This is a genomic window from Lentimicrobium sp. L6 (assembly GCF_013166655.1).
Lineage (GTDB): Bacteria > Bacteroidota > Bacteroidia > Bacteroidales > UBA12170 > UBA12170.
This window is the reverse complement of the sequence record NZ_JABKCA010000033.1, coordinates 39,506-53,833: the sequence shown is the minus strand read 5'-3', so window position 1 is coordinate 53,833 and position 14,328 is coordinate 39,506. Positions and strand designations below refer to the sequence as shown.

General features: G+C 36.0%; 10 protein-coding genes. 4 read left to right on the top strand and 6 right to left on the bottom strand.

All coding sequences use genetic code 11. The features are described from left to right. Nucleotides 1-394 precede the first annotated feature (394 nt). Nucleotides 395-2,377, top strand: coding sequence for a T9SS type A sorting domain-containing protein (locus HNS38_RS09890; protein ID WP_172346382.1), 1,983 nt, complete (start codon nt 395-397; stop codon nt 2,375-2,377). A gap of 113 nt (nt 2,378-2,490) precedes the next feature. On the opposite strand, the gene HNS38_RS09885 is transcribed toward HNS38_RS09890, so the two are convergent. The 3 genes from HNS38_RS09885 to HNS38_RS09875 form a co-directional block, all read right to left on the bottom strand. Continuing rightward, the gene (locus HNS38_RS09885; protein WP_172279752.1) at nt 2,491-3,660 is read right to left on the bottom strand and encodes an adenylate kinase; all 1,170 of its coding nucleotides are present in this window, start codon (nt 3,658-3,660) and stop codon (nt 2,491-2,493) included. Nucleotides 3,661-4,062: 402 nt separating this feature from the next. Further along, on the bottom strand, nt 4,063-5,334 hold the full coding sequence (locus HNS38_RS09880) for an NAD(P)/FAD-dependent oxidoreductase (RefSeq protein ID WP_172279750.1): 1,272 nt from the start codon (nt 5,332-5,334) through the stop codon (nt 4,063-4,065). A 213-nt stretch (nt 5,335-5,547) separates the two neighbouring features. Continuing rightward, nucleotides 5,548-6,036, bottom strand: coding sequence for a hypothetical protein (locus HNS38_RS09875; RefSeq protein ID WP_172279748.1), 489 nt, complete (start codon nt 6,034-6,036; stop codon nt 5,548-5,550). A 281-nt stretch (nt 6,037-6,317) separates the two neighbouring features. Between HNS38_RS09875 and HNS38_RS09870 the strand changes: the two genes are divergently transcribed. From HNS38_RS09870 to HNS38_RS09860, 3 genes are read left to right on the top strand one after another with little or no spacing between them, the layout of a single operon-like run. Continuing rightward, nucleotides 6,318-6,761 carry an SRPBCC family protein gene (locus HNS38_RS09870; RefSeq protein ID WP_172346381.1) on the top strand — a complete coding sequence of 148 codons (444 nt, stop codon included), beginning with the start codon at nt 6,318-6,320 and terminating at the stop codon, nt 6,759-6,761. A gap of 42 nt (nt 6,762-6,803) precedes the next feature. Beyond that, nucleotides 6,804-7,001: a gliding motility protein GldL gene (locus HNS38_RS09865; RefSeq protein WP_172346380.1), complete on the top strand. Its 198-nt coding sequence runs from the start codon at nt 6,804-6,806 to the stop codon at nt 6,999-7,001. Continuing rightward, nucleotides 6,994-8,055 (top strand): methyltransferase, encoded by a 1,062-nt coding sequence (locus HNS38_RS09860; RefSeq protein ID WP_172346379.1) that lies wholly within the window; start codon nt 6,994-6,996, stop codon nt 8,053-8,055. The genes HNS38_RS09865 and HNS38_RS09860 overlap by 8 nt, the downstream gene beginning before the upstream one ends. 400 nt (nt 8,056-8,455) lie before the next feature. Here the strand turns inward: HNS38_RS09860 and HNS38_RS09855 are convergent, their stop codons facing one another. The 3 genes from HNS38_RS09855 to HNS38_RS09845 all read right to left on the bottom strand — a co-directional run bounded on the left by HNS38_RS09855 (nt 8,456) and on the right by HNS38_RS09845 (nt 14,056). Further along, a complete protein-coding gene (locus HNS38_RS09855; RefSeq protein ID WP_172279742.1) occupies nt 8,456-9,409 on the bottom strand; it encodes a calcium/sodium antiporter in 954 nt (317 codons plus the stop codon). A gap of 102 nt (nt 9,410-9,511) precedes the next feature. Next, nucleotides 9,512-10,753, bottom strand: a complete 1,242-nt coding sequence (locus HNS38_RS09850; RefSeq protein WP_172346378.1) for an outer membrane beta-barrel protein — start codon at nt 10,751-10,753, stop codon at nt 9,512-9,514. Nucleotides 10,754-11,224: 471 nt separating this feature from the next. Beyond that, the gene (locus HNS38_RS09845; protein WP_172346377.1) at nt 11,225-14,056 is read right to left on the bottom strand and encodes a CocE/NonD family hydrolase; all 2,832 of its coding nucleotides are present in this window, start codon (nt 14,054-14,056) and stop codon (nt 11,225-11,227) included. Nucleotides 14,057-14,328 lie beyond the last annotated feature (272 nt).

Here is a 14,328-nt window from a genome sequence, read left to right as displayed (position 1 = left end):
TTATATGGCTCCTAGGATCGTCTATAGTACCAAAAATACTTATTAGATTGTTTGTTGTTTTCATTCCTTATATCGTATTGAATATCAAAGCAATATAGTGATTTGTTCTATAGTATTATATATGATTTATTTTGTTAAAAAAGTGTGCGTCCGCCCTGTATATTTTTCTCTAATAGTAAGTTATAAGTATCCCCCTACAAGAACTCATAATACTTTGACAAATAGTTATTTCGATATTTAGTTTCTGTTATCAATCTAAGATATTCTCTTGTATGGCTGCAAGTGTTAATTTATTTAGGATTTCCCACAAACTTAAATAAATATTTTAAAAAGATAGTATTGGTTTAGAATATTTTTATCTTTGTTATCTAATCTAATCACAAAAAGTATTATTATGAAAAAAAGAAATCTACTATTATTCAGTTTATCATGTCTGATGTTTTTTGGACTTACAACTATGGTCAATGCACAATGTGATCTTGTAATAGACATGCAGGATAGCTATGGAGATGGCTGGAATGGTGCCTCAGTAAAAGTATATGAAGGCTCTACTTTACTCGGAACCGCCACAATTGCCAACGGTTTTTCTGGAAGTGCAACTATTTCTGCTCCAGATATGGCAGATATTAGTTTAGTATGGACTGCTGGTTCTTATCCTGAAGAGTGCTCCTTTACAGTGACTAATGGAATTGGTATAGATGTTTATGTATGTGAATTATTAGGTTCTCCAGCCCCTGGAGAGTTTTTTGTTTTCACCAATGTTTGTTCCTCAGTTGGTCTAGATGTCAACCTTATCGATTTTATCATTGCACCAAAAGTTGCTGCTGGAGATCTTGAAATCACTGGTATTGTTAGAAGTGAAAGAGATACACCTATTACTTCGTTTGATGTGGTATATTCACTTGATGGAGTAAGTAGCTCTGTTTATACCTTTGAGGATCTCGATATTAGCTTCAATACTACATTTGAATTTACTCATCCTGAACTTGCTCAAATAGAAGTTGGAGATCATACTATTGAACTTACTGTTGAAAATATCAATGGAGAAGGCGCTGATGATGATCCAAATAATAATACATTAAGTGCTCAAGTTTTATGTGTAAACGAAATATTCGCTAAAAATGTGGTTTATGAAGAAGGAACTGGAACTTGGTGTGGCTGGTGTCCTCGTGGTTTAGTTGGACTTAACACTATGGCCCACGATTATACCGATGGTTCTTGGATTGGAATTGGTGTTCATAATGGTGACCCAATGACTGTTACAGAATATGATAATGGAGTTGGACAATTTATTGGTGGCTATCCTAGTGGTGTTATGAATAGAGAAAATGTCTTTGATCCAGGATTATCATCTCTTGAACCTGCATATTTGGCTGCAAAACAAGAGATTCCTTTGGCAAAAATCCAAGTAACTGCTAAAACATGGGATGAAGGTAGTCGCGAAATTACAGTTGATGCAACATCAAACTTTGCAATGGATCTTACTGGTACTTCATATAATGTGTCTATGGTTATTGTTGAAAGTGGTATTACTGGAACAGGATCATCATGGAATCAAGCTAACTATTATTCTGGTGGAGGCAATGGTGATTTAATTGACTGGGATGGAACCAATTGGGCTGAACTTTCAAACCCTGTACCTGCTGCTGACATGGTTTATCAGCATGTTGGTAGAGTTTTAGTTGGTGGCTGGGATGGTATACCTAACATTATTCCTGCTGATGTAGTTTATGGAACTCCTTATACTCATGTGTTTACCTATACCCTTGATGATGAATTTGATCCTGCACAAGTTGATTTGGTAGTCATGCTAATTGATGCCACAACAGGTGTTATAGCTAATGCTGCTGAAGTAGCACTAGAAGGTGGTGAAATTTTATCTCCTGCTTTCTCAGCAGATGTAGTTAATGGTTTAGCACCATTAGAAGTAAACTTTACTGATGAAACTGTTGGTACTGTAGCTACGTGGTCTTGGGACTTTGATATGGATGGTACTGAAGACTCAAACGAGCAAAATCCAACATTTATCTTCGAAGGTGGAGATTTTGATGTATCATTAACAGTGACTAACGAGGCTGGAGAAGGCTTTACTACAGTAATGGAAAATTTTATTCATTCAAGTGGTGTTGGTGTAAATGAAATAGCTGAAAGTACATTTAAACTTTATCCAAATCCAGCTTCAGATGTTATTAATATTCAAAGTGTAAATGCTTTGACTAGTATTAAAATTTGGAGTATTAGTGGACAAATTGTTTATACAAACGAGGATAGTTCAAACCTACAAACTATAGATGTTTCTAGCTTTAAAAAGGGAGTATTCTTTATGGAATTAAGCACTGAAACTGAAACTCAAATTATTAAGATTGCCATTGATTAATCGTTATCTATATCCAGTATAAAACTAATTCTGGGGCTAAAATTTTATTAAACAAAAAAGGCGAAATGGAAATTTCGCCTTTTTTTATGTCTCAATGTCTTGACCCGAAACGCTTACCTAACAGTACGATAAGTTTCATGAGCAGGAGGATATACTCTTTCCCAAACCTCATCCACTGAACCTTCACCATTTACATGATAGGTTTTTACTGACTTCTTATAATAATTGAGCACAGGGAGTGTTTTTTTCTCATGCATTTCCAACCTCTTAACGATGGTCTGAGTACTTACATCATAAGGTTGACGGTGATCTGTTTTTCCTCTTTCATCGAGTCTTTTTACCAGCTCTAGAGTTGGGACTTCAATATCAATCACACTACTTACTTTACTACCCATTTTTCGAAGGAGGCCATCGAGGATATATGCTTGTACTAAAGTACGCGGAAATCCTTTAAAGATAAATCCTTTGGCGATTGGACTATCCTTAATCTTTTGCTCAATCAAACGAACTATAATTTCATCAGGGACTAGGGTTCCTTCTTTAATATGAGGCTCAATCTCTTTCTGAATGTCACTTTTCGTTTTGAGCTCTGCGGTGAGCATATCGCCAGTGGCAATATATACCAAACCAAATTCTGAAGCCAGTTTGCGAGCTTGCGTGGCTCGTCCAGCTCCAGGATATCCAAACAAAACGATATTCATCTGTGATTTAGAAAGTGCTAATTCTATTTTAGACTCAATTCTTGAGAAAACCTCCTCTATACTTCCCATGCCGTTTACTGGCGCATGAGTACCTTGTTCCTCATAAAAATTCAATACAGGTAAGGTTTTTTGTTTGTATTCTGCCAACCGCTGTTTGATGACTTCTTCAGTATCATCGGAACGTCCAGAAGTTTTTCCTCTTTCGAGCAAACGTTGGGTGACTTCTTCATTATCTACATCAAGGCTAATCAAGCTGGTTAGTGAAGTATGCATTTTCGATAATAGTCCATCTAAAATATATGCCTGAATATAAGTTCTTGGAAAACCATCGAAAAGGAAACCTTCATAGGAATCCTCCGATTTTAATTTCTCTTCAAGGATTTGAATAATCACCTCATCGGGGACTAATTGTCCGCTGGAAATAATCTTTTGAGCCTCTATCCCTAATTGGCTTTTTTTTGCAATCTCGGCACGCAAAATATCGCCTGTGGCAATATAACAGAGATTATATTTTTTCATAACGATGGCGGACTGCGTTCCTTTCCCAGCACCAGGAGGACCGAATAATGCAATATTAAGCATAGTATATGTTTTTGTGTAAAGATAAGGATTTATCTTTTTAACGGGTATGTTTTTGGACTACTTGAACTCTACAATAGAACTTAATTATCTCTACATTGAGGTAATTATTATTGCTTTTTTAATATTGTTCTATATCTATTGCATTTTAAAAACGACTCTGAACTTCATTTCATTATTTCTGTAAAATCTGAGTATTATAATAAAACAGTGAGCTAAAATACGGTTCATTCCGATCCATATCTAGGCATGCTTAATAATTTTTAGAATACTATTGTTTCTTGTTTTTTAGCAAAACAAATTCAATCAAACAAGGATTGTCCTAACACCGAGGGGTTCAGGATTTTCATGGTGTTATATTTTGCTTCAGAACGAGTGTTAATAACAGGATGTTAATTAAAACCCTTACTTCCCAGTTCCCAAGTATTTGCGAACAATCAATCGTGTGCCTTTATCATAGTTGATATAACTCCATACCCAATTGATAAAAACCACTAAACGACTGCGAAAATCAACCAAGAGCATGAGGTGGACAAACATCCAAACAAACCAACCAGCAAAACCTCCAAACTTTATAAAACTTAAGTCCACAACAGCTTTGTTTCTACCAATGGTGGCCATGGTTCCCTTATCTTGATATCTAAAGGCTAGCATCTTCTTTTTGTTGGCCTTTCTATTGAAGTTATTGGCTAATTGATTTCCTTGTTGCTCGGCCACTGAAGCCAACATGGCATGTCCTTTTGGGCTGGCTTCTGTTTGTACCGAAGCTACATCACCAATGGAGTAAATCTTTTCAAATCCTTTTACCGTATTGAACTCATCTACTATGATTCTATGGTCTTTGGTTTTCTTTAAATCAATACCAAGGGGAGACTGTCCTTTAATGCCTGCGGCCCAGATTAGGGTATTCGATTGAAAGTTTTTATTGCTGGTAAAAACAGTTTTTCCGTCATAATCTTTTACAAAAGTTTTAAGCCAAATATGAATATCGCGGCTCTTTAGATATTTCTCTGATTTTTCAGATGCATGAGAACTCATAGCTGCTAAAACCCTATCGTTGGCTTCCACAATATGAATTTGCATTCTACGAATATCTAAATCAGGATAATCGTTGGGAAGTACATGTGCTTTTAACTCTGCCAAAGCTCCTGCAAGCTCTATACCCGTTGGACCGGCACCCACAATTACGAAATTCATCAGACGCTCTCGTTCCTCTAGATCAGAAGTATTTAATGCGTTCTCAAAATTTTGAATAATCAGACTCCTCAAATCTAAAGCATCTATCAGGTTTTTCATGGACATGGAATACTTCTTGATATTATCCATTCCAAAGAAATTAGAAGTAGCTCCAGTGGCAATAACCAAATAATCATAGGATAAAGGGCCAATATTGGTTTCCACTGTTTTGTCTTTAGCATTTATTGATTTGGTTTCTGCCAATCTGAAATAAAAGTTTGGCTTTCCTTTAAAGATTTTCCGAATAGGGTAAACAATAGAATCGGGCTCCAGACCACTACTAGCTACCTGATACAATAGAGGTTGAAAGGTGTGGTAATTGTTTTTATCTAGTAAAACGACTTGGTATTTTTTACTGTCTATTTTTTTGGAAAATTTGAGCCCTGCAAAACCGCAGCCTATAACAACAATTCTAGGCAAATCTATATCTGGAATATTCATATTTCTCTAATCTTAATCATATTCGGCAAAATTAGAGCTAAATGATTCCTTATGAAATAGAGGCAGGCTTGTTAATTCTTAAACGCTTGTTAAATGGTTAACAAGTAAATCGAACAATGCCCACTTATGCATACTATTGTTTGGAATCCGTGTTCAAATATGATAATCCTTGGACAAAATAAAGCTATGATTTTGATCTGAAAACAACAGTAGTTAGCTCGCAATTTTATTATCCGGATGAATTAAATCAGTAATATCTTCTACCAACATAATGATGTATTTTTCATCTCTAAAGAGGAATAGTCGAGTAGAAAATTGAAGTTGTTTTTCCACTCTCTCATTATCAAAGGTGAGGAATGGTTTAGTGATTCTATCATTGTAGATTACTTCATCATTCACATAAGATTGCAATGCTGCAACTCGTAATTCGCAATTGCAACATTGAGTGGTTTCTCCACAGTCTTTTCCCTCCTCAATATGAAAGGCACAACCAATGGCTTCGCCGCATCTTTTATAGCGGAGATCCTCGTTTTTATTTCTGGAAAAAATGGTTTTTAGGGAGTCATTAAAGGCTTGTAATTCCATTTTATCGTTGAGCAGTAAAACACATGAATTGATATTATTAAGTATGATATTTAAAAATTCACTGGAGCCACTAAGGAATTGGAAAGTCTCGTTGGTTGATGCAATTTCTGATTTCATAATTAAAGGAATTAGGAATAATACTCACTGATTTAAGGGCACATAAAACACAAAACATCTTCAAAGATAAGGAAAACGACCTTGGTATTCCAGTTTTGCTTTGATTATATTATTCATTTATAGGATAATAGCAAATATTGCCAGGCTTAAATATTGCTGATATATAAATAATATCAAAATTAATTATCAGATTAGTTTTTCTCATTTTAACAGCTCCTTAGAATTAAAGTTCTAGATATAAGGTGCTGCATATCTTATCTTTACCTCCTAAAACCTATATTATGAAATATCAATTGGAAATGATTCTGGATTTACCCCGAGAAAAACTTGTTGAACTTTTTGATAATCCTGATAATATGAAGCATTGGCAAGAAGGCTTTGTGAGCATGGAGCATGTAAGTGGATTGGTAGGAGAAAAGGGAGCAAAGTCGCGGCTTAAATATAAAATGGGCATGCGCGAAGTGGAGATGATTGAAACCATTATTAAAAGAAATTTTCCTCATGAATTCTCTGCTACTTATGAAGCCAAAGGCGTTTGGAATGAAGTCAATAATTTCTTCTATGATAAGGAAAATGGACAAACCAAATGGATTACTTTAAACGATTTTCGATTTTCTGGTTTCATGAAAATAATTGCCTTTTTTATGCCAGGAGCTTTTAAAAAGCAATCGTTTAAATATATGGAGGATTTTAAGACCTTTGCAGAGACGAGTTCGAAAAGCTAAAACGGAAGAACCAAGTCAGAATCATATCTTAAAATCAAATCTATGAAAGTAAAACATATCATCATCCTTTTTCTTTTGGGATATATTCTAGAATTATTAGGTGGGTATTTCAAAATCATGCAGCTGATGGGAGCACAAGAGGTTTTCACTGTAGCCATATCGTTAAAAGTTGTAGCGGCGGTTTGGGGAATTTGGAAAATGTTCACGCTTAAAAACTCTACTGATATTTTCAATGCCTAATATCAAAGCCCAACGACCAGAAATAATTCAAGGTGAATTAGAAGTACTTGCCTTTAGTCGTCATGATGACTTGGAGGAGGCTATAGAAGTACTTTTGAGCGGTAAATATGTCTTAATTCTAGATTTTTATAGCACGGGTTTACTTTTGTTAAACGAGTTGAAAGCCTATCTGAGATGGGAAGAGAAACAAAAATTTCAGGAGGAGCGTTCCAAAAGAAGAAACTTCAGAGAATTATCACACCGTATTATTTTAGAGGTCTCGCATCAGCGTTTACGAGTAAAGAAAGCCCCTAAAATAGGTTGGTTGAAAATTCTCTATCCAGAGCAAAAGGAATTCGCATTGAGTTTCCCAGATATACAAGGTTTAAATAGTGCTTGGCAATGGTATGAGAAAGGAATTCAAATCCCGACCCTTCCCCATAAAATACATCCTTGGTATGGCTCCTATTTCCCTACTCGCTTTGAGCATATCATTCTTTTTGATGAGTATTTAAAAGCCAATCAAATGCAGAAAGAAAATGCTTTTGATTTAGGAGTAGGTTCTGGAGTTTTAAGTTTCCAATTGCAGAATCATGGCTTTAAGAATATACAATCTAGCGATCAAAACCCCAATGCCATTATTGGAATGGTGGAAGAGCTCAAAAGACTAAATATCTCCAATATTGAGTTGCTTTATGGCGATCTTTTTGTGGAAAGTGCAGTACAACAAGATTTGATCGTATTTAATCCTCCATGGTTACCGACTAAGGGGAATATAGAAAATCTAGATACGGCTATCTATTATCATGAAGAGCTATTCCCCAGATTCTTTGAGCAAGCCTTTGATAGATTGAAGCCCGATGGACAACTTGTTTTACTCTTTTCTAACCTTCTTAAACTCACCCATCCCAATGAGAAACATCCCATAGAAGAAGAACTTGAAAATGGAAGAAGGTATATTAAGCATGCCCTCCTCAAAAAACCAGTAGCACAAGCCTCAAAAAAAACCAAGAGAAATTTGAAAAGGCGTGAGCAGGAAATTGTGGAGTTATGGTGTTTAAAGAGAAGTACTTAAAGTATATTAAAGTACTTAGACTTGTGGTTTCGGGGTTTTCTTAGAGAAGCATTCTTCGATAGGACTTGGCATAGGGGTGAGAGCCTTCGATCACTGAGCGGAGTCGAAGTGAAAGGATCGCAACCCTGACATTGAAGCTCGAATGTTCTAATTTACTCTATGCCCTTGGCGCACTTAGGGGTTTTTCTTTGCATTTTCTCTGCGTGGGACAATGGAAGCAGCTATCTCTTTATATTCAGCATCCAGTTCATGAAACTAAGGATCTCTCTGGACCGCTTTTTGAAACAAATTAAAAAGAAGAAAAGTTCACGCAAAGTAAGCGCAAAGTTTTTTCGCAAAGCCCGAAAAGGAGCTAGAAAAGAGTTTCTATAAATAAAATGGATAGAAATAAATCTTAAAATTAAACCAATAACCAAACCACATAAGCAAAATAAAGCACCAAGAATATACTTCCTTCCACTCTATCTACTTTACGCCCTTTACCAGTAAAAACAAAGATAAATAGTAGAAGGGTAGATATAAAAGCAATCATTAAATCGAAATTAATACTTGGGTTAAACTCGATAGGACTTATAGTGGCACTAACCCCCAAAACCAGAAATACATTAAAGATATTTGAACCGACTATATTACCAATGGCCATATCTGCATTTCCTTTGAAACTAGCTACTATTGAAGTTGCGAGCTCAGGCAAACTCGTACCCAAAGCCACTACTAAAATACCTATCACCACCTGACTTAAGCCCCATTCTGTGGCTAATTTTGTAGCGCTATTGACAATAAATTCCCCTCCAAAATATAAGCCTACCATTCCAATAATGATAAATAAGGCTGATTTCAATTTGGACATTTCTTTCACATCATGACCCTCCTCATGATTATCGTGGGAAGAGGTGGTAACTACGAAAGTATAATAGATAAATATGAGGAAGAAAGCCAGGAATATCAATCCATCGGAGCGATGAAGCACAGAAAAATCAGTTCCATTAATTAAACCATCGTTGGCCACCACAAAAAGAAGTGCCATGGCTAAAAGACTAAAAGGAAGCTCGTAGCGCACCGTGAAGTTTTGAATTTTCATGGGTTTCACAACAGCAGCTAATCCTATAACCAATAATACATTGATGATATTACTACCCACCACATTCCCTACAGCCAAATCGCTTTGTCCATTATAACTGGCAAAAACATTAATCATTAATTCTGGAAACGAAGTACCAAAGGCCACTACGGTAAGTCCAATGATTAAATTGGGAATTTTCAACATTTTGGCAAAGGAAGAGGCGCCTTGCACCATAAGGTGGGCGCCATAGATTAAAATCACCATGCCAAGTATTAGTAAAAGATATTCCATGTATTAGGTTTTATGAGCTGCAAATATCGAAAAATCTTTTTAGTAGGCTTAAGTTTTATTGATAGAGATTGCCTCTCTTGCCTAAGGCAAGGTCACAATAACTTAAAACAAATACCCAAGCTTTACAGTAAAAGTTTGATTATTCATTAATTTATTAATTCCTCTTTGGTAATCTGTATTGGTATACTCGAGTTTAATAACATAAGTCTTATCGAAAGAGGCTCCAATACCTCCTCCCCATTCCCATTTTGTTGTATTTAGATTTGTTATAGGGAAGGTCCCCGATAGCTCTTCACTATTAGAATTTATCTCAATCTCATTGCTTAAAATAAAACTATAAGCTGTATGAATATATACAAAAGGGCTCAGTTTAGTTTTTGTTAAATTATATTGTAGGTTCAATGGAATGTCCAAATGATGAAATTTGAAATGGTCATCTTCATAATGATAGTTATTAGAATGTATACTGAATATATTCATATCAATATATGAATACCCAATGCCTAAATCAATTGATAAGTCTTTTAAAACTTGGAATTTGCCATAGCCTTTAATATTTAATCCTACACCAGACTTATACTCACTATTTTCATATCTTGCAGCATAAAATGAACCAAATTCTGGAATGGCATGTAATAAAGTTCCTATTTCAATTCCAAACCCAAGTTTTGATTTTCTAAGATTACTCTTATAGTTTGTACTTGGTTCAATGCAATTGTTATATGTATCAACCAGTTTAATCATGGACTGTTTATTCCATTTGGTATTAGGAATCTTGCTTTTAATTTTTTCGCAATCCTGCATCACTAGATTAAGAATTCCCAGATATTTTTTATCCTCATATAGATATTCTTTTTGTTCAAATGTATATTCATCTCCTGGGTTTCTATCATCTCTTACAACTATTTTATCTTCTTCTTTTGCCAATCTATAATATCTTGAATCTACTTGTTTTAAGAGATAGTAGACGGTTTTATTCATTAAATAGTAGGCATATAGATTTATAGGGCCTTCGTTCAGAAGCTCCATAAACAGGGTGTCCGAATTCAAACTATCTGTATATGAAACAAAAGTTCGATTCTCATCATAAAAAAAACCAAGACAATCTGTAGGCTTAATGATTTGATACTCCTTTTCTGATTCTGGATTTTTGAAGGAAAAGGATTGAGCCAATCGATAGTTGTCTTCTATTTTAATATAGCCTTTTATGGTATCTTTTTCTAGATTGAGATAATAGGCAGCCACATCGGTATAACTTTGAGAGTAGACTGTATTTACAAATAAGACCAACATTAAGGTCATGCTCAAATATTGAAGGATTCGGAAAGATAGTTTGAAATACATAGTGATAAAAGTATTAGCGTATATTATTTTAGAGCAAATATATTAATGATTTCTAGATTTAGAAATATTTATTATTAAAACCAACAAAGCATTGGCCTGCTCAGCCGGAAATGTTTTCCGGCGTTTTTAAATCTTATCGCTCAACCAAGTAAAAGAGACCATCCTTTGCTCTATGCAAACCAGTAATCAATAAAAATATGGCTGAAAAACCACCTTTCGAACTTCCACACTCCCATCACCATTCACTATTTCAAATAAATAAACCCTAGGACTTAAAGATTGCATATCAACTTGAAAGACTTGTTGAGAAACCATAGTTCAGCCTGAAATGCTTTCCTGCGTTTATCTATATTTCAGTCACCCCAAATACCCCTGCACAGCCGGAAATGTTTTCCGGCGTTTTTAAATCTTATCGCTCAACCAAGTAAAAGATACCGCCCTTTGCTCTATGCAAACCAGTAATCATCAAAACTAAGGCTGAAAAACCACCTTTCGTACTTCCTTGCTCCCGTCACCATTCACGATTTCAAACAAATAAATCCCAGGGCTTAAGGATTGCATATCTACTGGGAATAATTGCTGAGAACTGGAAAAGCTTCTCAATAATTGACCATTGATATTTCGAATATTGATATCGAAGGTTGAATGTTTTTGATTAGAAATACTAATGAGGTTTTGAGTAGGATTAGGCCAAATTTGAATCTGAGAATCTTTTACAAAAGACTCCTCCATTCCCACTCCATAGGCGGTATAAACGGGAAGAATAATTTGTGTTGGCGTATATGGACCACAGAAGATAGACTGCTCAGCACTACGGGCACTCATCTCTACTCCATTAAACTCGTAGGTCTTTTCTTCCAAAACATCACGACGGAAAAACTCACCTTCCTCTATCGGTAAATTGGGATTGGATTGATAGCGTGGATAATTGGAGGAGCTGATTAGTATCTTCATTTGATGATCGTGACCAAAGGTATAGGCTATGGGCATCATCTTAAAATCTAACTCGTAAAGCTGTCCCGATTCTAGATTAGAATAAAGGGCTTGGTCATTTGGGTTTCCCTCGGCTAAAGAACGTGCGTATTCTCTGGCTCTCCCGTTTACGGCACCTTCGGAAACATAAAACTCTCTACCGTCCGGATAAACATCTACAATTCGAATAAAGAAATCGGTATCTGTAAGCCCTCCTCCTTCTACCATGGTACTGGCCCATAATTTCATTTTCGGATAACCAATAATACAGAGGCTATCTACGATTGGAGCTGTTGAGAACTGAATCACATCGGGTCTGTTTAATGTCAATGGTGCATAATCGGGCCAAGCTAAATTGATGGGTCCAGCATTGGTTTTATTTACAACAGGAGTTCTTAAAGTTAAATTGCCTCCACCTATAGTATGAACTGGGTTGTCAGGATTATGGATATAATTTGTTGGTCCAGCAGCATCCAAAGGATAAGCTGTATCTATGCTCTGTTCCGTATCATGAAAATAATAGGAGATTTCTTCCACTCCATATTCTAAAGGAAAGGTATCACTTTCATACCAATAATTTCCAATGTTTTCGTTGGCGTTTATTCCATCGTTTATAGGACCAGGAACATAAAATCTTACATTTTTAACCGATGGAAAGTCAACTACAGGCGTAGCAGGATCACCAACCGGATTGCTACTAGGTGTTTGTATACTCGAATCGGCGGGAATATCTATAGCAAAAGTAATGGTGGTATCTGGAGTTTGAAGTTGTACTGGCATGGCTGCTAATCCTTCATGCCCTGTTACGAAGTTCACGAAGCTTGGGAATCTAATTTTATAATCCGCTGCTGGAACCCTGATCAGATAAGGACCAAAAGTTTGCCAATCTTCACTCTCTGGTATCACAATTTTGGGCTCACCTAAATAATTATCTTCTTGATAGTTCATTAAATGACGTAACCAAGAAAGCACTTCGCTTTCCACTATTTTATCCACCCTAATATTATCGGTATTATCAGAAATATCGCCATAGAGGATGTTAATATCGAACACGCTTTCTGGGTATCGCAAATCGCCTACGGAATCCATTCCAATAGTTCCATGAGTCCACGGGCCAATAACGAGTTTTTGGAGTTCTTGAGTCTCCTCAGATGTTTCTGCCATGATTTGTTGATAGGTATCTATTTGCCCATCCACAAAAATATCCCACCAACCACTTAAATGATAAGCCGGAACTTCCATATTTTTATATCTGTTTATATTACCATTAAGATCCGATTCTCCTATTTCATTGATTGGCGCATAAGAACCATCCAAATCGCAACGTTGAGTATAATTGGGATACATGGCAGTATAGCCATTTTCATCAGGAATAGTGGAGAACTGATCAATACATAAATCAATGATCTCATCGGGGCTTAGGTTTCCAAAATCGAAAGTAGAATGCACATCGTTTTGCATATCATCGTCAGCTGGATTGACTACGGCCACATCTTCCATTTGCCCTTGTAACCAATTTACTATTAATGCTTGTCGGAATACTCCATTATGCTGAACCACACCGTTAAAATATTCCAAAGTAGAAACGATGGGAACCAAGGCTTTTAAATCGTTGCCCTCCTCCGGTTTTTGATAGGCAGCAGCAGCTTGATATTGAGAATTACCCATGGCCGAAGCGCCAAACATGGCCATATATCCATTATAGGCTTTGTCGGTAATATCGGTGATTCCATCGCCATTGAGATCATAATCCCAAAGTAGGCTGTCTTGTAGAAACATGATACTTTCTCTACCATCTTGGTGATAGATGGAATTATGAGGATCTGAAATTTCAGTAAAATCTATCACATGGCTTTGGTTGGGATGATAGGCATCTTTCTTCCAAGCATCTGAATACATAGGAAAGTATACCCCTTCAGATTGATAACGGCCCCGCATATCTTGTAAGGTATAGGCATAACCCAACATATTCATGACTATAGCTAAAGCATCATCTTCGCTTTTGCTATAAGGTGTCCTAGTAAAAACCATAGGTAATTGATAAGGATTGGGATTGATATCATTATTTACAGAATCGTAAATAATCAGCTGAACACCTTTTGGAATCACCTGAACAGGAAAGGTTAAGTTACCAAAAGGAAGATCTACCATTAAGCTGTCAGAAGTGATGGGTAAATACAAGTCAGTTCTCAGCTTCACTCCATCGGAAGTGGTGAAATCATAAGTATATGAAGTTGAAAAATCAGAGAATTCATCGAGTTGACCATTACCTTGTGCAAAAGAGAAGCTTGCAAAAGCAATAGCTAAAAAGAGGGAAATAATTCTATACATAGCATACGTTTTTAAAAGTAGCTTCAAATATAAGGAAAAACACTTAAGTAAATAGAACTGAAAAATCAGGAAAATGACCAGACTGGGGAGGAGTCAAAAGCCGCATCTTTGTGGGGTAAAGAATACGAAAGTTTTCATAACGTGATTTAGGGAAAAATAGTTTTGATACCCTCTTCAATTTTTTGGAGAGGGTTTTTTTATTATTGGTTGTTTGGTATTGGTGCTTAGCCTTTAACAATCTCCTTCCAGAGGAAAGTCATTCTGAGCTTGAC

Bases quoted from the DNA above. Each gene is read 5' to 3' on its own strand.
- HNS38_RS09850 (WP_172346378.1), bottom strand. From the start codon at position 10,753: ATGTATTTCAAACTATCTTTCCGAATCCTTCAATATTTGAGCATGACC.
- HNS38_RS09885 (WP_172279752.1), bottom strand. From the start codon at position 3,660: ATGCTTAATATTGCATTATTCGGTCCTCCTGGTGCTGGGAAAGGAACG.
- HNS38_RS09855 (WP_172279742.1), bottom strand. From the start codon at position 9,409: ATGGAATATCTTTTACTAATACTTGGCATGGTGATTTTAATCTATGGC.
- HNS38_RS09880 (WP_172279750.1), bottom strand. From the start codon at position 5,334: ATGAATATTCCAGATATAGATTTGCCTAGAATTGTTGTTATAGGCTGC.
- HNS38_RS09860 (WP_172346379.1), top strand. From the start codon at position 6,994: ATGCCTAATATCAAAGCCCAACGACCAGAAATAATTCAAGGTGAATTA.
- HNS38_RS09865 (WP_172346380.1), top strand. From the start codon at position 6,804: ATGAAAGTAAAACATATCATCATCCTTTTTCTTTTGGGATATATTCTA.
- HNS38_RS09845 (WP_172346377.1), bottom strand. From the start codon at position 14,056: ATGTATAGAATTATTTCCCTCTTTTTAGCTATTGCTTTTGCAAGCTTC.
- HNS38_RS09875 (WP_172279748.1), bottom strand. From the start codon at position 6,036: ATGAAATCAGAAATTGCATCAACCAACGAGACTTTCCAATTCCTTAGT.
- HNS38_RS09890 (WP_172346382.1), top strand. From the start codon at position 395: ATGAAAAAAAGAAATCTACTATTATTCAGTTTATCATGTCTGATGTTT.
- HNS38_RS09870 (WP_172346381.1), top strand. From the start codon at position 6,318: ATGAAATATCAATTGGAAATGATTCTGGATTTACCCCGAGAAAAACTT.